Annotated in this window: 25 protein-coding genes; 14 read left to right on the plus strand and 11 right to left on the minus strand. The window is 67.1% G+C overall.

Annotated features, from left to right (window positions below):
- Positions 1 to 15: 15 nt before the first annotated feature.
- From glnA to ACN4E0_RS09185, 5 genes are all read right to left on the minus strand, one after another.
- Positions 16 to 1,425, minus strand: coding sequence for a type I glutamate--ammonia ligase (glnA, locus tag ACN4E0_RS09165; RefSeq protein WP_419567303.1), 1,410 nt, complete (start codon positions 1,423 to 1,425; stop codon positions 16 to 18).
- A gap of 57 nt (positions 1,426 to 1,482) precedes the next feature.
- Positions 1,483 to 1,821 (minus strand): P-II family nitrogen regulator, encoded by a 339-nt coding sequence (locus tag ACN4E0_RS09170; RefSeq protein ID WP_221603212.1) that lies wholly within the window; start codon positions 1,819 to 1,821, stop codon positions 1,483 to 1,485.
- Positions 1,822 to 2,033: 212 nt separating this feature from the next.
- Positions 2,034 to 2,972, minus strand: coding sequence for an N-acetyl-gamma-glutamyl-phosphate reductase (gene argC, locus ACN4E0_RS09175; protein WP_419567305.1), 939 nt, complete (start codon positions 2,970 to 2,972; stop codon positions 2,034 to 2,036).
- Complete coding sequence (locus ACN4E0_RS09180; protein ID WP_419567306.1) at positions 2,962 to 3,315, minus strand: hypothetical protein; 354 nt, start codon at positions 3,313 to 3,315, stop codon at positions 2,962 to 2,964. Before ACN4E0_RS09180 ends, argC begins: the two co-directional genes overlap by 11 nt.
- A 74-nt stretch (positions 3,316 to 3,389) precedes the next feature.
- Positions 3,390 to 4,778: a leucyl aminopeptidase family protein gene (locus ACN4E0_RS09185; protein ID WP_419567307.1), complete on the minus strand. Its 1,389-nt coding sequence runs from the start codon at positions 4,776 to 4,778 to the stop codon at positions 3,390 to 3,392.
- Positions 4,779 to 4,825: 47 nt separating this feature from the next.
- Between ACN4E0_RS09185 and ACN4E0_RS09190 the strand changes: the two genes are divergently transcribed.
- Entirely contained in the window at positions 4,826 to 5,632 is an 807-nt protein-coding gene (locus ACN4E0_RS09190; protein WP_419567308.1) for a PdaC/SigV domain-containing protein, read from the plus strand.
- A gap of 41 nt (positions 5,633 to 5,673) precedes the next feature.
- A complete protein-coding gene (gene map / locus ACN4E0_RS09195) occupies positions 5,674 to 6,501 on the plus strand; it encodes a type I methionyl aminopeptidase (protein WP_419567310.1) in 828 nt (275 codons plus the stop codon).
- A gap of 66 nt (positions 6,502 to 6,567) precedes the next feature.
- Here map and ACN4E0_RS09200 read toward each other — a convergent pair whose 3' ends face one another.
- From ACN4E0_RS09200 to ccmA, 3 genes are all read right to left on the minus strand, one after another.
- A complete protein-coding gene (locus tag ACN4E0_RS09200) occupies positions 6,568 to 8,280 on the minus strand; it encodes a bifunctional sulfate adenylyltransferase/adenylylsulfate kinase (RefSeq protein ID WP_419567312.1) in 1,713 nt (570 codons plus the stop codon).
- Positions 8,281 to 8,342: 62 nt separating this feature from the next.
- A complete protein-coding gene (locus ACN4E0_RS09205; protein WP_419567314.1) occupies positions 8,343 to 8,996 on the minus strand; it encodes a heme exporter protein CcmB in 654 nt (217 codons plus the stop codon).
- Entirely contained in the window at positions 8,993 to 9,574 is a 582-nt protein-coding gene (gene ccmA, locus ACN4E0_RS09210) for a heme ABC exporter ATP-binding protein CcmA (protein ID WP_419567315.1), read from the minus strand. Before ccmA ends, ACN4E0_RS09205 begins: the two co-directional genes overlap by 4 nt.
- Positions 9,575 to 9,631: 57 nt before the next feature.
- Here ccmA and ACN4E0_RS09215 point away from each other — a divergent pair, with 57 nt between their 5' ends.
- Positions 9,632 to 9,925 (plus strand): 4a-hydroxytetrahydrobiopterin dehydratase, encoded by a 294-nt coding sequence (locus ACN4E0_RS09215; RefSeq protein ID WP_419567316.1) that lies wholly within the window; start codon positions 9,632 to 9,634, stop codon positions 9,923 to 9,925.
- On the opposite strand, the gene ACN4E0_RS09220 is transcribed toward ACN4E0_RS09215, so the two are convergent.
- Together ACN4E0_RS09220 and ACN4E0_RS09225 are read right to left on the minus strand one after the other, a co-directional pair.
- Complete coding sequence (locus ACN4E0_RS09220; RefSeq protein WP_419567318.1) at positions 9,914 to 10,960, minus strand: alpha/beta hydrolase; 1,047 nt, start codon at positions 10,958 to 10,960, stop codon at positions 9,914 to 9,916. The two genes, ACN4E0_RS09215 and ACN4E0_RS09220, sit on opposite strands and share 12 nt — an antisense overlap.
- 22 nt (positions 10,961 to 10,982) lie before the next feature.
- Positions 10,983 to 11,789 carry an SDR family oxidoreductase gene (locus tag ACN4E0_RS09225; RefSeq protein ID WP_419567320.1) on the minus strand — a complete coding sequence of 269 codons (807 nt, stop codon included), beginning with the start codon at positions 11,787 to 11,789 and terminating at the stop codon, positions 10,983 to 10,985.
- 99 nt (positions 11,790 to 11,888) lie between these two features.
- Here ACN4E0_RS09225 and ACN4E0_RS09230 point away from each other — a divergent pair, with 99 nt between their 5' ends.
- On the plus strand, positions 11,889 to 12,557 hold the full coding sequence (locus tag ACN4E0_RS09230) for a class I SAM-dependent methyltransferase (protein WP_419567321.1): 669 nt from the start codon (positions 11,889 to 11,891) through the stop codon (positions 12,555 to 12,557).
- A gap of 39 nt (positions 12,558 to 12,596) precedes the next feature.
- Here ACN4E0_RS09230 and ACN4E0_RS09235 read toward each other — a convergent pair whose 3' ends face one another.
- Complete coding sequence (locus ACN4E0_RS09235; RefSeq protein ID WP_419567322.1) at positions 12,597 to 13,214, minus strand: DNA-3-methyladenine glycosylase family protein; 618 nt, start codon at positions 13,212 to 13,214, stop codon at positions 12,597 to 12,599.
- Between the two features lie 91 nt (positions 13,215 to 13,305).
- Here ACN4E0_RS09235 and ACN4E0_RS09240 point away from each other — a divergent pair, with 91 nt between their 5' ends.
- The 10 genes from ACN4E0_RS09240 to ACN4E0_RS09285 all read left to right on the plus strand — a co-directional run bounded on the left by ACN4E0_RS09240 (position 13,306) and on the right by ACN4E0_RS09285 (position 22,985).
- Positions 13,306 to 13,623, plus strand: a complete 318-nt coding sequence (locus ACN4E0_RS09240; protein WP_221603199.1) for a 2Fe-2S iron-sulfur cluster-binding protein — start codon at positions 13,306 to 13,308, stop codon at positions 13,621 to 13,623.
- 227 nt (positions 13,624 to 13,850) lie between these two features.
- The gene (locus ACN4E0_RS09245; protein WP_419567324.1) at positions 13,851 to 14,867 is read left to right on the plus strand and encodes a cysteine synthase A; all 1,017 of its coding nucleotides are present in this window, start codon (positions 13,851 to 13,853) and stop codon (positions 14,865 to 14,867) included.
- Positions 14,868 to 14,898: 31 nt separating this feature from the next.
- Positions 14,899 to 15,261: a hypothetical protein gene (locus ACN4E0_RS09250; RefSeq protein ID WP_419567325.1), complete on the plus strand. Its 363-nt coding sequence runs from the start codon at positions 14,899 to 14,901 to the stop codon at positions 15,259 to 15,261.
- Positions 15,239 to 16,003, plus strand: coding sequence for an ABC transporter (locus tag ACN4E0_RS09255; protein WP_419567327.1), 765 nt, complete (start codon positions 15,239 to 15,241; stop codon positions 16,001 to 16,003). The genes ACN4E0_RS09250 and ACN4E0_RS09255 overlap by 23 nt, the downstream gene beginning before the upstream one ends.
- A 342-nt stretch (positions 16,004 to 16,345) precedes the next feature.
- Positions 16,346 to 16,846, plus strand: a complete 501-nt coding sequence (locus tag ACN4E0_RS09260; protein WP_419567328.1) for a division/cell wall cluster transcriptional repressor MraZ — start codon at positions 16,346 to 16,348, stop codon at positions 16,844 to 16,846.
- Positions 16,843 to 17,781 carry a 16S rRNA (cytosine(1402)-N(4))-methyltransferase RsmH gene (rsmH, locus tag ACN4E0_RS09265; protein WP_419567329.1) on the plus strand — a complete coding sequence of 313 codons (939 nt, stop codon included), beginning with the start codon at positions 16,843 to 16,845 and terminating at the stop codon, positions 17,779 to 17,781. The genes ACN4E0_RS09260 and rsmH overlap by 4 nt, the downstream gene beginning before the upstream one ends.
- Complete coding sequence (locus tag ACN4E0_RS09270) at positions 17,781 to 18,290, plus strand: hypothetical protein (protein WP_419567330.1); 510 nt, start codon at positions 17,781 to 17,783, stop codon at positions 18,288 to 18,290. Before rsmH ends, ACN4E0_RS09270 begins: the two co-directional genes overlap by 1 nt.
- A gap of 62 nt (positions 18,291 to 18,352) precedes the next feature.
- Positions 18,353 to 20,053, plus strand: a complete 1,701-nt coding sequence (locus tag ACN4E0_RS09275) for a peptidoglycan D,D-transpeptidase FtsI family protein (protein WP_419567369.1) — start codon at positions 18,353 to 18,355, stop codon at positions 20,051 to 20,053.
- Positions 20,050 to 21,522 carry a UDP-N-acetylmuramoyl-L-alanyl-D-glutamate--2,6-diaminopimelate ligase gene (locus ACN4E0_RS09280; RefSeq protein WP_419567331.1) on the plus strand — a complete coding sequence of 491 codons (1,473 nt, stop codon included), beginning with the start codon at positions 20,050 to 20,052 and terminating at the stop codon, positions 21,520 to 21,522. Before ACN4E0_RS09275 ends, ACN4E0_RS09280 begins: the two co-directional genes overlap by 4 nt.
- Positions 21,519 to 22,985, plus strand: a complete 1,467-nt coding sequence (locus tag ACN4E0_RS09285) for a UDP-N-acetylmuramoyl-tripeptide--D-alanyl-D-alanine ligase (protein ID WP_419567332.1) — start codon at positions 21,519 to 21,521, stop codon at positions 22,983 to 22,985. Before ACN4E0_RS09280 ends, ACN4E0_RS09285 begins: the two co-directional genes overlap by 4 nt.
- Positions 22,986 to 22,989 lie beyond the last annotated feature (4 nt).

Raw genomic sequence — 22,989 nt, forward strand, 5'->3', positions numbered from 1 at the left:
TTCGAACGGAGCGCGTCAGGCGCTGTAATACATGTCGAATTCGGCCGGGCAGGGCGTAGTTTCGACTCGCAGGACCTCGTCCCACTTGAGTTCGGCGTAGGCGTCGATCTGGTCCTTGGTGAAGACGTCGCCCTTGAGCAGGAACTCGTGATCGGCCTCGAGCGCCTCGAGCGCCTCGCGCAAGGACCCGCAGACGGTCGGCACGTCGGCGAGCTCGGCCGGCGGCAGGTCGTAGAGGTTCTTGTCCATCGCTTCGCCCGGATGGATCTTGTTGGTGATCCCGTCGAGGCCGGCCATCAGCAGCGCTGCATAGGCGAGGTAGGGGTTGGCCATGGCGTCGGGGAAGCGGAACTCGACGCGCTTCGCCTTGTCGCCCGCACCGTAGGGGATGCGGCACGAGGCCGAGCGGTTGCGCGCCGAATAGGCGAGCAGCACCGGCGCCTCGAAGCCCGGCACCAGACGCTTGTAGCTGTTGGTGGTCGGATTGGTGAAGGCATTGAGCGCCTTGGCGTGCTTGATGACGCCACCGATGTAGTAGAGGCAGTTTTCGCTGAGGCCGCCGTACTGGTTGCCGGCGAAGGTCGGCTTGCCGCCGTCCCAGATCGACATATGGGTGTGCATGCCGCTGCCGTTATCGTCCTTGATCGGCTTGGGCATGAAAGTTGCGGTCTTGCCGTAGATATGCGCGACCTGGTGCACGACATACTTGTAGATCTGCATGTTGTCGGCGGTTTCGACCAGCGTGCCGAAGGTCAGGCCGAGCTCGTGCTGCGCGGCGGCCACTTCGTGGTGGTGCTTGTCGCAGGGCAGGCCCATTTCGATCATGGTCGAGACCATCTCGCCGCGGATGTCGACCGCGCTGTCGACCGGGGCGACGGGAAAATAGCCGCCCTTGGCGCGCGGGCGGTGGGCGAGGTTGCCGCTCTCGTATTCCCGTCCGCTGTTGGTCGGCAGCTCGATGTCGTCGAGGGTGAAGCCCGAACCGGCATAGCCGTCTTCGAAGCGGACATCGTCGAACATGAAGAACTCGGCTTCGGGGCCGACATAGATGGTGTCGCCGATCCCGGTCGACTTGAGGAAGGCTTCGGCGCGCTTGGCGGTGGTTCGCGGGTCGCGCGAATACCATTCGCCGGTCGAGGGTTCGACGATGTCGCAGAACAGGATCATCATCGGTTCGGCGCTGAAGGGATCGACATAGACCCGCTCGAGGTCGGGCTTCAGGATCATGTCGGATTCATTGATGACCTTCCAGCCGGCGATCGACGAGCCGTCGAACATCAGCCCGTCTTCGAGCTGGTCTTCGTCCAGCGTCTTCGCAACCATCGTCAGGTGCTGCCACTTGCCCTTGGGATCGGTGAAGCGCAGGTCGACCCACTCGATACCGTCGTCCTCGATCTGCTTCAGGACCTTCTTTGCACTCGACATTGGTATTGCCTCCGTTTGAACTGGAAATTGGAATTGCAGGGGCGCCCCCGCGGGTCGTCAGATGGCGTCGTCGTCGCGCTCACCCGTGCGGATGCGCAGCGCGCCTTCGATCGTGGAAATGAAGATCTTGCCGTCGCCGATCCGTCCGGTCTGGGCGGCGGCGGCAATTGCCTCGACGGTGCGTTCGGCGATGGCGTCGGACACGACCACTTCGAGCTTCACCTTGGGCAGGAAGTCGACAACATATTCGGCCCCGCGATAGAGTTCGGTGTGGCCCTTCTGGCGCCCGAAACCCTTGGCTTCGGTCACGGTGATGCCGGACACGCCGATTTCGTGCAGTGCCTCCTTCACCTCGTCGAGCTTGAAGGGCTTGATGATCGCTTCGATCTTTTTCACGTCGTCTCCGACCCCCGGAAATGTGGAACCCGATCCTTCGCGCGATTCAATCCAAGAATCATGCCAAGGGGCCGGTCCGGGGGTAGACGAAGTTTCGGTGCGCGCCAAACGCCCTTGGCGCAATTATTGCGATCGCTGGGCGGGCGCTGGAGCAATCCCCTTCGCACAGGCGATCGAGGCTGCTTATCCTTCGATCAGCCTATGCCCAAACTTTAGGCAGTAGGTAGCCTGAGGCCGGCGGTTTCGGGGACGCCGCACATCAGGTTGAGACTCTGGATCGCAGCCCCGCTCGCACCCTTTCCGAGATTGTCGAGCCGCGCGACGAGGCGGGCATTCCAGCCTCCATCGTTGCCGAACACGAACAGCTCCAACCCGTCGTCGGGCGCGGCACTCCGTTCGAGCAGGAGCTCGTCCACAGGGCTCTTTTCGCGGACCGTCACCACCGGTGATTCCGCGTAGAACTCCGCCAACGCATCGCGCAGGCTGTCGGCATGCGGCTCGCCCGCCATTGCGCCAAGGTGCAGCGGCACTTCGACCACCATGCCGCGATAGGCGGGGACGACCGCGGGCGCGAACAGCACGGGATGCGCGAGTTCCGCATGCGTCTGCATCTCGGGCAGGTGCTTGTGCGCCATGTCGTAGCCATAGGCGCGGAATGCCGGCGCGCCTTCGGCTTCGAAGCGTTCGATCAGCGCCTTGCCGCCGCCCGAATAGCCGCTCACCGCATTGACCGTGTAGGGCCAGTCGGCGGGCAGCAGGCCCGCGCGCACGAGCGGTGCGATCAGCGCCAGGAAGCCCGTGGGATAGCAGCCGGGATTGCTGACCCGGCGGGCTGCCGCCACGCGTTCGCTACCGACCAGTTCGGGAAAGCCGTAGCACCAGCCTTCGGTGGTGCGGTGCGCCGAAGAGGCATCGATCACGCGGGTGCCGCTGGCCGGATCGAGCAGCTCCACCGCCTCGCGCGCGGCCTCGTCCGGCAGGCACAGGATGGCGATGTCGGCTTCGTTCAGCGCCTCGCGCCGCGCCGAGGCATCCTTCCGCCGCTCGTCGTCGAGCGTAAGCAGCGCGAATTCGCTGCGTCCTGCAAGCCGTCCGGCGATTTCGAGCCCGGTGGTACCCGCCGCCCCGTCGATGAAGACCTTATGCATCACTGGAGGGGGCGAGCTGGCCGAGCCGGACATAGCCGCTCGGGCCTTGCGGGCCGCAGGCGATCCACGCCCAGTCGCCGGCGCAATCGAGCAACTCGATCGCCTGGCCCGCCGCCAGAGTGGCGCCGTCCTCGGCATCGTCGCGCATGTTCAGCTTAAGCACGGCGGGCGCATCGCCGATCTGCCGCGACTGAGGGATCACGTAATGCGCTGCGAGATAGTGTTCGGCGAGCGCGACATGCGCCAGGTCGCCGCGTAGCGGAAGCGTTCCCGGCGCGGGCCTGTCGACCGGGCCCTTCAGGCCGACGGTGCTCTCGGGGAGGGAATAGCTGGCGGGAGCAGTCACGCTGTCTTGCAAATCCGGTTGTGAGTGTTGCGGGCGCTTAGCCGCGCGCGGCCCTTCAGGCAAGGCGGCGGCCTTCAGGCTCCCCCGAAACGCGCGCGCAGCATGTGCCAGGCGGCGCGCAGGCCGTAGGCGTCGCCGCCCTTGGGCCGGCCCGGCTTGGCCTGCGGGCGCCAGGCGAAGGTGTCGAAATGCGCCCAGTCGATCCCCTCGCCCACGAATTTGTCGAGGAACAGCCCGGCGACGCTGGCCCCCGCGAAGGAATTGGCATGCGCGTTGGAGGTATCGGCGATGTCCGAATTGAGCCATTCGCGATAGGCCTCGGGCAGCGGCAGGCGCCAGGGTTCGTCGTCATGCGCCTTGCCCGCCGCGATCAGCGCCTCGGCGGTCGTATCCTCGCGCGTCATCAGCGCCGGATAGTCGGGGCCGAGCGCGACCCGCGCGGCGCCCGTCAGCGTGGCGAAATCGAGGATCAGTTCGGGCTTTTCCTCGCTCGCGCGCTGGAGCGCATCGCCGAGGATCAGGCGTCCTTCGGCATCGGTATTGCCGATTTCGACGGTCAGCCCCTTGCGCGATTTGAGCACGTCGCCGGGGCGGAAGCTGTTGCCGCTGATGGCGTTCTCGACCGCGGGTACCAGCAGGTGCAGGCGGACCGGCAGGCCCGCGCCCATGACAAGGCCGGCGAGCGCGATCGCATGCGCCGCGCCGCCCATGTCCTTCTTCATCAGCAGCATGCCGGTGGCGCTCTTCACGTCGAGCCCGCCCGAATCGAAGCATACGCCCTTGCCAACGATCGCGAGGACGGGATCGCCCTCCTTGCCCCAGCTCAGCTGCATGATGCGCGGTGCGTGATGCCGCGCGGCGGCGCGACCTACGGCATGGACCATCGGATATTCCTGCTCCAGCGCATCGCCCCTGGTGACCTTGAGCGTGGCCGAATGCCGTCTGGCGAGCGCCTCGCATTGCTCCTCGAGCGCTGCGGGCCCCATGTCCTCTGCCGGGGTATTGACGAGATCGCGCACCAGGCACACCGCCTCCGCCTCGGCGATCGCCGGATCGATCGCCTTGACCTCCCTGGTCAGCAGGACACGCGGGCCGACGGGGCGCTCGGGCTGCTTGTAGCGATCGAAGACATATTGTGCAGTCTGCCAGCCGTGCAGCGCGGGGCCCGGCTCGCCCTGGGCCCGGCGATAGGTCCCCGCCGGAAGGCTCTCGGCGAGCCGCGCCATGCACCAGCTCGAGAGTTCGTCGGGATTGGCCACGCCGCCGACCGCGAACCAGCTATCGCCGTCGGGCACGATTCCCACCTGATAGCCGCCGCCGTCGAACTTCTGCGCTTCCAGCGCGGCGCGCTGGCTGGCGGAGAGAGTCTTTACCCAGCCCGCGAAGCCGTCGCGGTTGACGAGGTGGATGGAAATCGCCTCTTGCCCCCGGTCGGGCTGGATAAGCGGCTGCTTGTCGGCCATATCGAAAATCGCCCCTGATCAATTCGTCATTCGCAAAGGAAACCGCGATGCGTGCGCCCCTGTTCCTGATTTCGCTCGCCCTGTCGAGTGCGGCCTGTTCCGACGGCGCCGACTATGCGGAGAAGGCCGGAGTGAGCGAAACCGCGACCGCCAAGGCCGAGGCGAGTGCCGCTCCCGCGCCGGAGGCCCATTCGGTCGAGCAGGAAACCGAGCGTTACCAGTTCGCCTATTCCTGGCCCGCCGCGGTCGCCGCCGAGCCCGGATTGGCCGAGTATCTCGGAAAGCGCTCCGACGCGATGCTCGCGGGACTGCGCGAGGAAGCCGACGAGGATTGGGTCTCGGCCGAAGGGCAGGACTGGACACCGCGCCAGCACAGCGCCGCCGAGGAATGGAAGGTGGTCGCGGACCTGCCGCGCTTCCTCAGCCTTTCGGGCCATCTGTCGGCCTATTCGGGCGGCGCGCACGGCATGTATGGCGTGCAATCGCTGGTCTGGGATCGCGAGACCGGCCGGGCTGTCAAGGGCATCGAGCTGTTCAACTCGCCCGTGGCGCTGGAGCAGGGGCTGGGCAAGCGGCTGTGCGACACGCTCAACACGGCGCGGGAGAAGCGCCGCGGCGCGCCGGTGGAGGAAGGCAGCGACGAGATGTTCGACAAGTGCCCCGGCCTGGACGAGGCGGAAGTGCTGATCGGTTCGTCCAACGGCAAGACCTTCGACCGCATCACGGTCTATTTCGGTCCCTATGTCGCCGGCGCCTATGCCGAAGGCGACTACGAACTCGATTTTCCGGTCACCGCCTCGGTTCTCGACGCGGTGAAGCCCGAATATGCAAGGGCCTTCAGCGTCAAACACTAGCGCGCTCGCAAAATGCCCGGACAATCGCTATGTGGGCGCGCATGACCGAATATCAGGTGATCGACAGCGACCAAACCGTCTATCGCGACGGTACCATCAAGCTCCATGGCCCCGACGGCTTCGAGGGCATGCGCAAGGCCGGGCGCCTTGCCGCCGAAATCCTCGACGAGCTGACCACCTTCGTCCAGCCCGGCGTGACCACGGGGCAGATCGACGATCTCGTCAGGACGATGACGCTCGATGCCGGGGCGGTACCCGCGACCATGGGCTATCGCGGCTATGCGCACAGCTGCTGCACCTCGATCAACCACGTGATCTGCCACGGCATTCCGTCGGACAAGGCGCTCAAGGACGGAGACATCGTCAATATCGACGTGACCCCGCTGCTCGACGGCTGGCACGGCGACACCAGCCGCATGTTCTTCGCCGGCGAACCCTCGATCAAGGCCAGGCGGCTGGTCGAGGTGACCTATGAATGCCTGATGCTGGGGATCGACGCCGCCTCTCAGCCGGGTGCGCGCGTGGGCGACATCGGCGCCGCGATCGAGGCGCATGCGCGCCAGTATCGCTATGGCGTGGTGCAGGAGTTCTGCGGCCACGGGCTCGGCCGCCTGTTCCACGATGCGCCCGAGGTGATCCATGCCGCGCGCGCGGGCACCGGGCCGCAGATCAAGCCCGGCATGTTCTTCACCATCGAACCGATGATCAACGCCGGCCGCCCGCATGCCAAGGTGCTCGGCGACGGCTGGACCGCCGTCACCCGCGACAAGTCGCTCTCGGCGCAGTTCGAACACTCGATCGGGATCACCGAGAACGGAGTTGAGATTTTCACCGAAAGCCCCAAGGGCCTGCACCAGCCGCCTTATTGAGGCGCGGCCGCTCTTGCCGTTAACGTCACCCCGGCTCAAGGCGGGGGTGATGCCAGTGGTTGGTCTCTAAGCCAGATACCCCAGCTTCTCCAGCTTGAGCAGCACCTGCTGCGCGGCCTGGTCGATGGTGATGTCGGTGGTGTCGATCCGCATTTCGGGGTTCTCCGGCTCCTCATAGGGGTCGGAGATGCCGGTGAACTCCTTGATCACCCCCGCGCGCGCCTTGGCGTAGAGGCCCTTGCGGTCGCGCGCCTCGCACACCTCCAGCGGCGTGTTGACGTGGATTTCGAGGAACCCGCCCAATGGCTCGATCAGTTCGCGCACCACGCGGCGGCTGCCCCGGTAGGGCGCGATCGGGGCGCAGATCGCGACGCCGCCGTTCTTGGTGATCTCGCTCGCGACGAAGCCGATCCGCTCGATGTTGAGATTGCGGTGTTCCTTCGAGAAGCCGAGCTCGCTCGACAGGTTCTTCCTCACCACGTCGCCGTCGAGCAGCGTCACGCGCCGCCCGCCCATTTCCATCAGCTTGGTCATCACCGCATTGGCGATGGTCGACTTGCCGCTGCCCGAGAAGCCGGTGAAGAACAGCGTGAATCCCTGTTCGGTCAACGGCGGGTGGCGTTCGCGGAGCACCGCGACCACCTCGGGAAAGCTGAACCATTCTGGAAGTTCGAGATTGTGCTTCAACCGCCGCCGCAGTTCGGTGCCCGAGATGTTGAGCTGCGTTTCGTGGTCCTCGACCTCGTCGACCGGGGCGTATTGCGCGCGTTCCTGGACATAGACCATCTGCTTGAAGGGCACGAGGCTGATGTCGAGCTCGTCCTGGTGCTCGACGAACAGATCCTGCGCGTCATAGGGGCCGTAGAAATCCTCGCCCTTCGCATCCTTGCCCGGTCCGGCATGATCGCGGCCGATGATGAAATGGGTGCAGCCGTAATTCTTGCGGATGATCCCGTGCCACAGCGCCTCGCGCGGGCCGGCCATGCGCATGGCGAGCGGCAGTAGGCTCAGCGTGCTGGTCTGTTCGGGATAGTGCTGCATCAGCCGGTCGTAGCAGCGCACGCGGGTGAAATAGTCGATATCGCCCGGCTTGGTCAGCCCGACCACCGGGTGCAGCAGCAGGTTGGCCTCGGCCTCGCGCGCGGCGCGGAAGGTCAGTTCCTGGTGCGCGCGGTGGAGCGGGTTGCGCGTCTGGAACGCGACCACCTTGCGCCACCCCCATTTGGCGAAGAGATCGCGCATTTCCCGCGGGCTATGCCGGATATGGGTGAAGTCGAAGTGGCGCGGTGCCTGGACGCCCTTGAGCCTGCCGCCGAGATAGACGGGGCCCGAGTGGTTGAGGAGCCGGTCGACCTCGGGATGGGTGTCGTCGGTCGTGCCCAGGACGCCTTCGCATTCCTTGCGCTTGTCGGGCGTCCACTTGTCCGCGATCGTCATCGTGGCGACGAGCACGCCCTCGCGGTCGCGCAGGGCGATGACATCGCCTTCGTTTACGCTGTCGGCAAAGTCCTGCGAGACGTCGAGCGTGATCGGGATCGGCCACAGCAGTCCATCGGCGAGCCGCATGCCGGCCACCACGCTGTCGTAATCGGCCTTGCCGAGAAAGCTTTCGAGCGGGGAGAAGCCGCCGTTGAGCAGCAGCTCGATGTCGCACAGCTGCCGGGGCGTGAGGTCCCAGCTCGGCCAGTCCTTGGACCGCGCCTTTTCCTCGGCTGCGTCCTCGTCGCTGAGATAGAGGTTCTTCAGCTCGCCGCCATGCGGCTCCTTCTGGGCACCCAAATCCGTTTCTCCCCCCCGGCTGGACTGTCGTACTGGCTTCAAAGCATATTATCGCCCGGCGATCACCCCTCGCGTGCCGAACGGATGGCGGCCGCGGCCACGAAGGGCGCGGCCGCGCAGAGGCCAAGGCTGATCGCCGCGGCCAGCGCGATCCCGCCTTCGCCGGTGGTCGAGAGCGCGCCCGCGCCGAAGATCAGGATCGGCACGGCGAGCGGGATCACCATCAGGCCGGCGAGCGCCGCGCCGCCGCGCAGCGTGGCGGTGAGTGCGGCCACGGCGAGGCCGACCGCGGCGAGACCCGGGGTCCCGGCAAGCAGGCCGAGCAGCACGGCGCGCGTGGTCTCGCCCGACAGTCCGAGCAGGGCGGCGGCGGGCAGGGTGGCGAGCAGCAGCAGCGGCGCGAAGGCGAGCCAGTGCGCGAGCAGCCGGACCGCCATCGCCAGTTCCTCGCTCACGCCGCGCAGGTGCAGCTGGTCGAACACGCCCGCCTCCATGTCGCCGGCGACGAGCTTTTCGAGCGGGAGGATCGCCGCGAGCAGCGCGGCGACCCAGATCACCCCGCCGCCGGTCCGCGCCAGCAATTGCGCATCGGGCCCGACCGCGAAAGGATAGAGCATCGCGACGGCGAGGAAGAACAGCAGCGGCAGAACCCCGCCGCCGCCGCGCCCTCCAGGCAGCAGCAGCCCGAGATCGCGGCGCAGCAGCACGCCGATCACGCGACGTACTCCGCGAGGTCGATGGTGCGCGGTGCGGGGAGGGCGATCGGCTGGTGCGAGGCCACCACGGCAATGCCGCCACCCTGGCAATGCAGCGCGATCAGCGCCTCAAAGGCCTTCTGCGCCTGACTGTCGAGCCCGTTGAGCGGCTCGTCGAGCAGCCAGATCGGACAATTGCGATTGATCAGCCGCGCGAGCGCCGCGCGCTTCTTCTGCCCCGTCGAGAGGTAGCGCACCGGCACCTCCATCAGCGGAGCGAGCTGCAGCACTTCGAGTGCGCGGCCCGGCTCGCGGCAGCCGTCGATATCCTCCCAGAAGGCGAGCGCGCGTCCGAGCGGCAGATTGGCGTCGAGCGCCAGCCGTTCGTCGACCAGCCCCATCATGCCGTCGCGCTCGACCGTGCCAGCGAAGGGGCGCAGCAGCCCGGCGAGGATCCGCATGAGGCTCGACTTGCCGATGCCGTTGGCGCCGGTGACCTGCACCGCGGCGCCGCTGTCGCATTCGAGCGAGAAGCCACGAAACAGCAGCCGCTCGCCGCGGCGGCATGCTATATCCTTTGCGACGAGGCGAGCTTGCATGGGCAGGGGCGATAGGCAAAAGCGCCCGCAGCGACAAGCAGAGGAGATTCGCTCACCATGACCGTCGAGCAACTGACCGAAGAAGAACGCGACAGCTGGCTGCGCGGCCTGACCGGCTGGGCGCTTGCGCGCGAGGGCAAGGCGATCGAGCGCAAGTTCGAGTTCGCCGACTTCTCCGAAGCCTTCGCCTTCATGACCCGGGTGGCACTGATCGCCGAGACGCGCGACCACCATCCCGAATGGTTCAACGTCTACAACCGCGTCGAAATCACGCTGACCACGCATGACGCGGGCGGGCTCAGCCTGCGCGACGTCAAGATGGCGCGCAAGATCGACGCGCTAGTCGCCTAGCGTCCCCTCGCGCGCCCGCGGGCCGAGGTCCAGCAGCAGGCAGCGGTAGTAGAGGCTTTCGCGCGCCCGTTCGGCGGTGCCCGGGGTCATCGCGATACTGTTGTCGCGCGTGCACTCGGTATCGAGCAGCGCCTGCTCCTCGGCGGTGCGCTCGGTGATTTCCGGGCCGCCGATCAGGGGGTAGCTCTTGTACTCGCGCGTCGGGGTTCCGTAGAGCAGGCGGAACGCGTCGAGCGCCATGGGGTGGTACAAGGTGCCGTGCGTTTCCGTATCCCCGGCCTCCACGAATGCCCATTCGAGCCCATCGGGCGCGTCGGTCCGCAGCGCCGCGATCAGCCTTTCGGTCCCCTCGCGGTGCCAGTCGCCCTCGCTGGCGCTGGTGAGATAGAGGCGACGCTCGCCAGCGGGATGCTTGGTGAGATAGCTCGCCGCTTCCTTGCCGAATTTCATCCGTTCCCACCACATGCTGGGCGAAATCGCGATATAGTCGTCGAACAGCGTGGGATCCGTCAGCAGCGTTTCGATCACGAACAGGCCGGCGAGCGATTCCCCCATGATCGCGTCGTGCCCGTCGGTGCGGAAGCTCGCTTCGACAAGCGGCTTGAGCTCCTCGCGCAGGAAGCGGCGGTAGTCGGGCGAACCGCCGGGCGTGGCGCCCATGGCTTCCTCGTAGGGCTTCGGGTCGACTACCGGCGGGGCCAGTTCGTGGCGCCGGTTCACGCTCTCGATCCCGACGAGGATGAAGGGCTCGAACGACCAGTTCATGTCGCGGCTCTGCGCGATCCCGGCGATGTGCTCGAAATCCTGCTCGGGCCCGCCGTCGAGGACATAGACCACCGGATATGTCCGCTCGGGCTCCTCGTCATAGCCGGTCGGAAGGCGCACGCTGACCTTGCGGCTCTCGCCCTCGAGGATTGCGGTCTTCACCGTGTAGGTGGTGGCGACGACCAGAGGTTCTCCGTCCGCCAGCTGGGCTGCGGCGGGAGCGGCGAGGGCGAGCGCCAGCGCGGCGCCCGAGATCATGGCTTTCAGCATCTTTGCGACTCCTCGGATGCGCTTACTGGCCCAGCGGGCGGAAGGACGAGCGCGTCTGCTTGCGCACCCGGCCGGGCAGCCAGCGCGCGGCGAAGGCCATGCTCTTGGCGGTCTTGCCGACGGTAGTGTGCAGCTTCTCGCCATGGACCGCGGCCCAGGCGGCGGCGGCGACTTCCTCGACCGGGGTGATCTCGAGACCCGCCTCGGTGACCCGCTGGCGGATGCCTTCGTTCGAACGGGCATTGGGATTGTGGTCGAGCAGCGGCGTGTCGATGAAGCTCGGCATCAGGCTCCTGACATTGATCCCGTCCTCGGCCCATTCGCCGTCGAGGCTCTCGGTCACCGCGCGGACGCCGAACTTGGTCGCCGAATAGACGCTGGCGCCCGGCGTGCCGTAGATGCCGGCGGCGCTGGCGGTGTTGAGCAGGCAGGATCCCGGCGCGGTCTGCTTGAGGTGCGGATGCGCCGCCTGCGCGCCGAACAGCACGCCTTTGAGGTTGATGTCGAGGCAGCGCTCGATCTCCTCGGTGCTGTTTTCGAGCAGCGATCCGCCGAGCGGAATGCCGGCGTTGTTGAACACCACGTCGATCCGGCCCCCGGCCGCGACCGAGAATGCCTCGAGAGCCTCGTCCCAGGCGGCGCGGTCGCGTACGTCGAGGACATGCGAATAGACGAAGCCGTTGCCGATCATTTCCTCGGTACCGCGCATGCCCGCCTTGTCGATGTCGCCGAGCCCGACGAACCAGCCGCGCTGGCCGAAATATATCGCTACCGCGCGGCCGATGCCCGATCCGCCCCCCGTGATGAAGATCGCCTTGCGCACTGACATTTCCACTATTCCCTTGCCCCGCCGGAATATTGCCTTGCAATGCTCTGGCTACCGCGCGATTGATCCCCGTAATCCGTCGAGGGATGCAGGTGCTAATCGATGAACGAATATACGACCGGCGAATATTTCAACGATCAGGGCCGCCATACTGAGGATTCGGAATACAAAATCAAGGCCGTTTCGCCGCTGCTGAAGGGACGGAGCATCAGGACGGTCGCCGATGTCGGCTGCGGGTCTGGCGCGATCGCCGAACTGCTCTCGCGCGACTTCGAGGTGACCGGTTACGACCTGGGACCTCACGTCGAGTCGATTCCTTTCAAGGGGGCGAAGTTCGTCAGGGGCGATTTCACCGAGGTGGGCACGGATGTGGACCTGATCACGATGTTCGACGTGTTCGAACACGTGCCGGATCCCGAAGGCTTCATCGCGAGCTGTTCGCACAAGGCGCGCTACATGCTGTTCCACATTCCGCTCGACGATACCTGGCTGAACTCCTTCCGCGATTCCTATCGCGCCAAGCTTTCGCATCCCGGGCATCTGATCTTTCTCACCCCCACAGCCGCGCTCAATATCGTGGCACGGGCAGGCTTGCGCACGATCGATTATTGCTACTCACCGGCGTTCCGTTACCCTTCGGGACGGCGCTCTCTGGCAGCCAAGGTGGCCGGTGTCCCGCGCGAGATCATGTATTCGGTTTCGCCTTGGTTGGCGGCACGCACGCTGGGCAATGTATCGCTGGCCGTGCTGGCAGAGACACCGCGGAGATAAGCCACGGCTTGCTGAAGGACCGCCCGCTGGACCGCGTTTCTAGAGCGCCGCGTTGTTGTATGTGTGCCAGGTGAAGATGGCCATCGCGCCGCGATAGGGGCGCCACTTGTCGCCCAGCGCGCGCGTTTCTTTCTCGCTGGGTCGCGCGGGCAACTCGAGCAGGCGGCCGACCGCTTCCTGGACCGCGAGATCGCCCGCCGGCCAGATGTCCTGACGGCCCTCGGCAAAGAGCAGGTAAATTTCCGCCGACCAGCGGCCGATGCCCTTGATCCGCGTGAGTTCGGCTATGGCCGCCTCATCGTCATCGGGCAGGTTGTCGAATTGCAGTTCGCCGCTTGCCACCAGCTCGCACAGGCTCCGGGCATAGCCCTGTTTCTGGCGCGAGAGGCCGCAGGCGCGCAAGGCGTCGAAATCGCGTGCGAGGAGTTCGTGCGGATGCATCTCTTCGCCCAGCTCGGCCTCGAGCTTGGTCCACACCGAGGCGGCGGCCGCGACGCTGACTTGTTGCCCGACGATAGTCCGCAGCAGTGTCCGGTAGCCGGTCGGACGGATGCGCTCCTCGGGATAGCCGCAGCGCTGGATCGCCGCGGCGACCACGGCGTCTTCGGCGGCGACGGCATCGAGATGCTCGCGCAATTGTGCATTGGTCAGACCCATGGCGAGCGCGCTTGCCTTCCCCGTCCCGATTGAATAGCAGCGCGACGCATAGGTTGGGCTAGTGGCCCTTTGCAACCGAGGAAAGACGCACATGCCGAAACTGATCGTCACCACCCGCGAAGGCGAGACCAGCGAAATCGACGTCGCCGACGGCCTGACCGTGATGGAAGCGATCCGCGACAACGGCTTCGACGAACTGCTCGCATTGTGCGGCGGCTGCTGTTCCTGCGCCACCTGCCACGTCCATGTCGACGCGGCCTTCGCCGACAAGCTGCCCGCTATGAGCGAGGACGAGGACGATTTGCTCGAATCGACCGATCACCGCGAAGCGACCTCGCGCCTGTCGTGCCAGATCCCTTTTACGGCGGAGCTCGACGGGCTGAAGGTTACGATTGCTCCCGAGGATTGATTTGCTGCGTGCGTGAAGCGCATCCGTGCGTCCCTTGCGGCGGCACCAGCCCACTCCCCCACCCGGCCACCCACGGGATCATGCTCATCGGGTGGCCGGATGGGGAGTGGGCTGGTGCCGCAAGCCTTCGGCGGATGTCGAAGGCGCACCCGACAGGGAATCCTGCTTTCCTGCCTGAAGATTGATGTTGTTTGCGGGTTAAGGTCCGCTCGCCTAACTCGCACACCATGACAGCAATTCCCGTACGCGAGCAGACGCTCGACCTTATCGGCAATACCCCGCTCGTCCGTCTCGAAGGGCCAAGCGCGGAGGCCGGATGCGACATCTTCGGCAAATGCGAATTCGCCAACCCCGGCGCCAGCGTGAAGGACCGCGCCGCGCTCTACATCATCCGTGATGCAGAGGCGCGGGGCGACCTCAAGCCCGGCGGCACGGTGGTCGAGGGCACCGCCGGCAACACCGGCATCGGCATCGCGCTGGTGGCCAATGCGCTGGGTTATCGCACGATCATCGTGATGCCCGACAACCAGAGCCGCGAGAAGATGCAGACCATCCGCGCGCTCGGCGCCGAGCTGGTCACCGTTCCGCCGACGAAATACGCCGACTGCAACCACTTCCAGCACGTCTCGCGCCGCATGGCGGACGAGATCGACGGCGCGATCTGGGCCGGCCAGTTCGACAATACCGCCAACCGCAAGGCGCATATCGAGGGCACGGCGAAGGAATTGTGGGAGCAGATGGACGGCCGCATCGACGGCTTCACCTGCGCCGCGGGCACCGGCGGCACCATCGCCGGCGTCGGCATGGGTCTCAAGGAACTCGACGAGAATGTCACCATCGCGCTGACCGATCCGCACGGCGCGGCGCTCTACAACTACTACGCCCATGGCGAGTTGAAGGCCGAGGGCTCCTCGGTCGCCGAAGGGATCGGGCAGGGCCGGATCACTGCCAATCTCGAAGGCGCGCCGATCGACACGCAGTTCCGCATTTCTGACGAGGAAGGCCTGGCCTGGGTCGCCCGCCTGCTGCGCGAGGAAGGGCTGTGCCTCGGGCTGTCGAGCGGGATCAATGTCGCCGGCGCAGTCGCACTGGGCAAGCAGCTGGTCGCCGAAGGGCGCGAAAACCCGCGCGTTGCCACCATGCTGTGCGACACCGGTTTCCGCTATCTCTCGACGCTCTACAATCCCGAATGGCTGGCGGCGAAGAACCTGCCCGTCTTCGATTGGTTGCAATCCGGCGATTGACTGGCAGGCGGTGGTCCCTAGGCTTATGCGCGTGCCGCAATTTTTCGATATGAGCCGCAAGCCGCCGGTGGGCGAACTGCCCGAGGTGCCCGGCAACGATGCCCGGCGCGAACGGACGATCCAGCGCCTGCAGATCGGGATCACCGGGATCGTGATGATGATCCTGCTCGTCGGACTGGCGAGCATCATCCAGAACCGCGCCGCCGAAACCGATGCGACCACGGTGCCCGCGGCGGCGGCGACGACCGAGCCGACCCAGGCGGCAACGCAGAACGATCCGCTGGTCGAGGCCGGCGTGGTGCCCGACCTGCCGGCCCAGCCCACCGCCCAGCCGGGCGTGATGCCCACCACCGCGACGCCGACCGCTTCCGATGCCGCTCAGCCCGCCGATTAGGGTGCTCGCTGCATCGCTGGCCGTGCTCCTCGCCGCGTGCTCGGCGGGGTCGGCGAGCGAGGAAGCGGTGGCGAAGCCGCGGGTCGGGCTCTTCTCGACCCTGCCGATCTATTGGGGCGAGGGCGATATCGCCGCCGTGATTGACGGGGCGGACGAGAAGGACTGGGTGCGCGAGGAGCTGGAAAGCCGCTTCGACCTCGTCCCGCTCGACACGCTCGAGCCCGAGGCGCTCGCCGGGCTCGACCGGGTCGTCCTCGCCCAGCCGCGCGCGCTCGCGCCGTCGGAGAATGTCTCCTTCGACCAGTGGCTCGCCGAGGGCGGGCGAGCGGTGATCCTCGCCGACCCCATGCTGACGCGCCATTCGCGCTACTCGCTGGGCGACAGGCGCCGCCCGCAGGACGTCGTCCTGCTTTCTCCCATCCTCGCGCATTGGGGCCTCGAGCTGCGCTTCGAAGAAGACCAGCCCGCGGGCGAACGCAGCGCAGACATCGACGGCATTCCCATCCCGATAAATCTCGCCGGGCACCTGGCGGCGCGGGATGGCGGCGGGCAGGACCGCGTGTGCCAGGTTCGGGATTCCGGCCTGATCGCCCGATGCGATATCGGCGACGGCACGGCCGTGGTGCTGGCCGACGCCGCGCTGCTCGACTGGGAAGGGCCCCGTCCCGCACCCGTGGGACGCAAGGCTGCGCTGTGGAGCCTGCTCCGTCCGCTCACCGCCGGCGACACTCCCGGCGACTGATCGGGGATTTCGCGGGAGTGACTCGGGGAATGCGCGGGAAATCCCGCGCCCCTTTCGAAAATCCGTGCCTTTCCAGCGCCTTCGTTAGCCATTCGGTAACCACTACGAATATTGTGTCCGGGAAAATATACCTTAAAAACAAATAGTTGGCTGGTTATCCCGTAAAATCCCGCAATTTTCCCTTCCATCCCCCGCAGACCCGCGATAAACCGGCCTCACATCGGACAAGCACTGTCACTGCGCGCTCCGCCAGCAGGCGAGGCGACTCGCCCGTTCGCCTGGGCGTGGGGAAAGTCTGTGCGGTGGGGAGGTAAGTGAAACCCTATTAGAGGTTCGGGGAAAGTGGCATTCGGAGGGTACAGCGGTCAGGCCTATTCGCCCGCGGGCGACAAGGGCCGCTTTGTGCTTCCGCCCCTCTTCCGCAAGGCAGTGAAGGACAGCAGCGACGGCCGCGTCCTGTGCCTGATGAAACACCCCGGCTGGAACTGCCTCGTCGGCTTCGGCCTCTCGCGCAAGCCCGAACTCGAAGCCCAGCTCGACCGCGAGGAAGAACTCGCCGCCCGTCTCGGCAAGGAATACGACCGCGACACGCGCTCGAGCCAATTGTTCGGCTTCCAGGAGCTGCCCTTCGACGACAGCGGACGTTTCGTCATGCCCGAGCACCTGCGCGCGCTCGGCAAAATCGAGGACGGGCTCTACTTCCAGGGCGGCGGCCGCTTCTTCACCCTGTGGAATCCCGATGAGCTCGCCCAGATGGGCGACGACTGGGCAGGGGCGAAAGCCGCCTGCGACAGCTTCCTCGCAGATGCGAAGGCCAAGTCCGGGAAAGGGGGCGGCAAATGACCGGCGCCCCGCATATCCCCGTCCTCCTCGACGAGGTGATCGAGGCGCTCGACCCGCAGCCGGGCGACGTCGTGATCGACGCGACCTTCGGCGCCGGCGGCTATACCCGGGCGCTGCTCGAACGCGGCGCGACCGTCCATGCCTTCGATCGCGATCCCGATGCGATCGCCGCCGGGCGGGCCTGGGCCGAAACGAGCGAGGAACCGCCGCGCCTCGTGCTGCACCCGCACCGCTTCTCCGAAATGCTCGACGTCATGACGTCGGCGGGCGTCGCGCAGGTCGATGGGGTGGTGATGGATATCGGCGTCTCATCGATGCAGCTCGACCAGGCACATCGGGGCTTCGCTTTCTCCGCCGACGGCCCGCTCGACATGCGCATGAGCCAGGAGGGCGAGAGCGCCGCCGATTTCCTCAATACGGCGGACGAAAAGGCGATCGCCGACGTGCTCTATACCTATGGCGAGGAACGCCAGTCGCGCCGCGTTGCGCGCGCGATCGTCGCTGCGCGCCCGCTCGAGACGACCGGCGAACTCGCCCGCGTCGTGCGCAAGGCGCTGGGCCACAAGCCGCACGACAAGAAGGACCCGGCCACCCGTACCTTCCAGGCCATTCGAATTCACGTGAACGGCGAGCTCGACGAACTGTCCCAAGCACTGTCGGCTGCCGAACACCTGCTGCGTGAAGGGGGCCGCCTTGCGGTGGTCAGCTTCCACAGCCTCGAAGACCGGATCGTCAAGCGCTTCCTGCGCGAGGCATCCTCAACCCCGAGCGCCTCGCGTCACGTCCCCATGGCGGCGCAGGACGATCCGGTCTTCTTTCGTGTCAGCAAGGCGATCAAGCCGGGCGAGGCCGAGATCGAGCGCAATCCGCGGGCCCGTTCCTCGGTCCTGCGCCATGCCACGCGTACGGCCACTCCGGCACGGGAGGCCGCGTGATGGTCGGCGGTTCGCGCATTCGCCAGATCGGCTGGGCGCTGGTGCTGGCCGTCTGCTTCGCTCTGCTCCTCGCGCTGACCTTCAAGGTCAATGCGGTGAAGAGCGACGTGCGCCTGGCCGAGCGCCGGATCATCGCCGCGCAGCAGGCCAAGCTGATGCTCGAGACCGAATTCGAGACGCGCGCCAGCCAGCAGCAGCTTTCGGACTGGAACGCGGTCGAATTCGGCTACGCCGCGCCGCGCGCCGACCAGTATCTCGAGAACGAACGCCAGCTCGCCGCGCTGGGCACGCCGCGCGGTATCGACGCGCCCGCGCCGGTGCGCGTCGCGCTCAACCGCCCTGTCCCCGAGAGCGAGGGCCTGTTCGCCGAGTGGATCGACGATGGCGACGAGCCCGAGACCAGGCCGCATGCCGAGCGCCGCGAACTGGCCGCCGCCGCCGAGGGTCTGGCCGATCGTCTCGCGCGCCCGGCCGTTTCCGTGGCCGTGGCCGCCGAGGTGAGCCAGTGAACGCCTTCTCCGGCTTCGGCCCCGCCATCGCTGCGGGCAGGAGCGGGCACGGAGCGGTCAGCATGGCGGTGGCCTCGGGCCGCGTCCAGCTCGTCACCATCCGCGAACGCTCGCTGACCACGGCGCGCTGGCGCGTGCTGTGGGTCGCGCTCGGCTTCGCCTTCGTCGCGCTGCTCGCGCTGGTCCGGATCGCCTATCTCGGCATGGCCGACCACGGCCTGCGCGGCACCTCGCTCGAGGAAGCGCTGCTGCCGCCGCGCGGCGAGATCACCGACCGCAACGGCGTGCCGCTGGCGCGCGCCTTCCCCGCCTATGCGCTGTGGTTCAATCCGACCGCGTTGGGCGACGACGGCGCGCCGCTGGTGCGCGACCCGGCCACCGTCGCCGCCAAGCTCAAGGCGATCTTCCCCGACCTCGACCAGAAGGCCGTCGCCGCGCAATTCGCGGCCGGCAAGCAGGGCTATATCCGCCGCCGCGTGCTGCCCGAGGAAGCCAACCGGGTACAGGAAATCGGCGAGCTCGCGCTCGAGATGCCGATGGAGCAGGATCGCCACTACCCGCAGGGATCCATGGCGGCGCATGTCCTCGGCTATGTCGCCGCCGACGGCCATGGCCGTGTCGGCATGGAACAGGTGTTCGACAAGCATCTGTCGAACCCCGCCACACGCGGCACGCCAATCGCCCTGTCGATCGATTCGCGCGTCCAGGGCGCGCTCGAGGACGAGTTGCGCCGCGGCATGAAGCTGGTCCAGGCGCAGGGCGGGGCGGGTATCGTGCTCGACGTCGACACCGGCGAGGTTCTGGCGCTCGCTTCGCTTCCCGAATTCGATCCCAACAAGATCGACGCGCGCGGCGAGAAGCTGATGTTCAACCGGGTGACCAACCAGGTCTACGAACTCGGTTCGACCTTCAAGCCGCTGTCGATCGCCGCAGCGATCGATGCCGGCGTGGTCCGCAACCTCGGCCGGCGGTGGGACGCGACCCCGGTCAAGGTCGGTCGCTTCACCATCAGCGACAGCCACAGCCTGGGTGCCGATCTCAATGTGATCGAGACACTGATTCATTCCTCGAATACCGTGACCGCCCGGGTGGTCGACGAACTCGGGCCGGAACGCATGCGTCGCACGATGATCGATCTCGGTATGAACGAGCGCCCCTATATCGAGCTACCCGCCAAGGGCTTCCCGATCTGGCCGGGCGAGAAATGGCCACGCCTGCGGTCGATGACCGTCGGCTATGGCCATGGCATCGCCGTGACGCCGCTGCACCTCGCCAGCGCCTATGCGGCGATGGTCAATGGCGGCATCTGGCGCCCGGCGACGCTGAAGAAGCTGGGGCCGGGCGAGGCCCCCAAGGGCCGCCGCGTGTTCAAGGCATCGACCTCCAGCAGAATGCGTCAGCTGCTCCGCGCGATCGCGGTCTACGGGACCGGCAGGAATGCCGATGCCCACGGCTATCGCGTCGGCGGCAAGACCGGCTCGGCCGAAAAGCCCGGCGCGCACGGCTACCAGAAGAGCGCGCTCGTCTCGACCTTCGCCGCCGCCTTCCCGATGGACCGGCCCCGCTACGTCGTGATCGCCATGCTCGACGAGCCGCGCGGAACGCTCGCCAGCTCCTACCAGCGCACCGCCGCCTGGAACGCCGCCCCGATCGTCGGGCGTCTCGTCCCGCGCATCGGCCCGCTGATCGGCGTGCGCCCCGACGATACGCGCGATGTCGACATTTCCGACATCAAGCCGCTGATCCCGGAGGCCAACAAGTGAAGCTTGCGCAGTTGTGCAAGGCGGCAGGAATCGCCTGCGATGCCGATGTCCAGGTGACCGGCTTCGCGATCGACAACCGCAAGGTCGCGCCCGGCACCGTCTTCGGCGCCTTCCAGGGCGCGCGCGTCAATGGCGAGGATTTCATTCCCGCCGCGATCGAAAGCGGGGCGGTCGCCGTGGTCGCGCATCCCGAGGCGAAGGTCGAGGGTGCGCTGCACATCGCCGACGCCACGCCGCGCCGGGCCTTCGCCGCGCTGGCGGCGCAGTACTTCACGCCGGTGCCCGAACACATCGTCGCGGTCACCGGGACCAACGGCAAGACCTCCACCGCCGAGATGACGCGCCAGATCTGGCGCATGGCGGGCGAGCGCGCCGCGAGCATCGGCACGCTCGGCGTGACCACTCCCGACGAGAGTGTTTCGACCGGACTGACGACGCCCGACATCGTCACCTTCCTCTCCAACCTCAGCGGATTGGCGCGCGAGGGCGTGACGCACGTCGCCTACGAGGCATCGAGCCACGGCCTTTCGCAATTCCGCAACGAGGGCGTCCCGGTCGAGGCGGCGGGCTTCACCAATTTCAGCCGCGACCACCTCGACTATCACGCCGACATGGAGGACTATTTCCGCGCCAAGATGCGGCTGTTCGACGAGGTCGTCTCCGATGGCGCGACGGCGGTGATCTGGATGGGCGCGGGTGACAGCGGATGGAACGCGCGGGTGGTCGACCATGCGACGCGGCGCGGTCTGGATGTCATGACCGTCGGCGAGCAGGGCGAGGCGATCCGCCTGACCCGCCGCGAGCCGACCCAGCTCGGCCAGTCGCTGACCATCGAGCACGAGGGCACAAGCCGGACCATCAACCTGCCGCTGATCGGCGCCTATCAGGTGGCCAATGCGCTCACCGCAGCCGGGCTGGCACTCGCGACCGGCATCGATGCCGGTCAGGTATGGGACGGCGTCGCACGTCTCCAGCCGGTACGCGGACGGCTCGAACGCGCGGTCATCGCGCCGTCGGGCGCGCCGGTCTATGTCGACTACGCGCATACGGCCGACGCGCTCGAAGCGGCCATTGCCGCGCTGCGCCCGCATGTCAGCGGTAGGCTGATCACCGTCTTCGGGGCCGGGGGCGACCGCGACCACGGCAAGCGCGCACCGATGGGCGAAGCCGCGGCCAAGGCGAGCGATCTCGTCATCGTCACCGACGACAATCCGCGCGGCGAGGATCCTGCGGATATCCGCCGCCAGGTGCTTGAGGGCGCGCCGCAGGCACGCGAGATAGGGGATCGTCGCGAAGCCATCTGCGCGGCCATCGCCGAAGCCGGCGCGGACGACATCGTCCTCGTCGCCGGCAAGGGACACGAAACGGGTCAGATCATCGGATCGGGAGAAAACATGCGGGTGTTGCCCTTCGACGATGTCGAGGTTGCGCGTGAGTGCGCGGCCGAAACAGTCGGGACTGCGGAATGAGCGCCGCGATCCTGCGCCATCCGGCCTATGTCGAATGGCCCGCCGAGCCGCGCGAGCGGCTGCCGCTGACGCTGTGGTCGGCGAAGGACATCGCCGCAGCCGTGGGCGGTACCGCCAGCCATGACTTCCAGGTCGCCGGCGTCGAGATGGACAGCCGCGACGTCGTCCATGGCGATCTTTTCATCGCGCTGAAGGGCGAGGCGATGGACGGCCACCGCTTCCTCGACAAGGCTTTCGCCAATGGTGCGGCGGGCGCGATCGTCGACCGTCCGGTCGACTGGCCGCACATTCTGGTCGACGACACGACCGAGGCGCTGAAGGCGCTCGCCCGCGCCGCGCGCAGCCGGGTCGAGGCGAAGATCATCGGCGTCACCGGCTCGGTCGGCAAGACTGGGGTCAAGGAAGCGATCTTCGCCAGCCTCGAACGCGCCAGCCGCGGCGCGGCGCACCGCTCGACGCGCAGCTACAACAACCATGTCGGCGTTCCGCTGAGCCTCGCCCGCATGCCCGCACGCAGCCGCTTCGGCGTGTTCGAGATGGGCATGAACCACGCCGGCGAAATCGCCGGGCTGACCACGCAGGTACGTCCGCATGTGGCGGTGATCACCACCATCGCCCCGGCGCATATCGAGAACCTCGGCAGCATGGAGGCGATCGCCGACGCGAAGGCGGAGATCTTCGCCGGGATCGAAGCCGGCGGCACCGCGATCATTCCTGCCGACAGCGAGCATTACGAGCGCCTCGCGCAGGCCGCCGTCGCGGTCGGTGCGAAAGTGGTCAGCTTCGGCAGGGCACGCTTCGCCGATGTCCGCTTGCTCGACGCCATTCCCAGCGCCAACGGCGGCAGCCTCGTGACCTGCGAATTCCCCGAAGGACGGCTGTGCTACACCGTCGCCGAGCCCGGCGACCACTGGGTGGTGAACTCGCTCGCGGTCATGGCCGCGGTGCGCGCGGCGGGTGGCGACATGGCCGCGGCCGGCCTCGCGCTTGCCGAAATGGGCGGGCTCAAGGGCCGCGGCGCACGCCACGGGATCGACGTTCCCGGCGGCAAGGCGCTGCTGATCGACGAGAGCTACAATGCCAATCCCGCCAGCATGCGCGCCACGCTCGCGCAGCTCGGCCAGACGCCCTCGGGTCGCCGGATCGCCGTGCTCGGCGCGATGAAGGAGCTGGGCGATTTCGGCCCGCAATTCCACGCTGCGCTGGCCGAACCGATCGTCGAAGCGGATGTCGACTATGCGGTGCTGGTCGGCGACGAGATGCTCGCCCTCGCGCGCGAACTGGGGAAACCGCAGAACACCGCGCTTGGCAAGCCGCTTGCCTGGGCGCATTGCCGAACTGCCGACGAGGCGATCGAGCTGCTCGAGGACTATGGCGTCGTGGCGGGCGATGCCGTGCTGGTCAAAGGGTCGAACTCGGTCGGGCTCGGCCGGCTCGTGGATCATTTCACCCGCGCCGGATAGGCGC

The organism is Qipengyuania sp. (genome assembly GCF_048550555.1).
Classification (GTDB): Bacteria; Pseudomonadota; Alphaproteobacteria; order Sphingomonadales; family Sphingomonadaceae; genus Qipengyuania.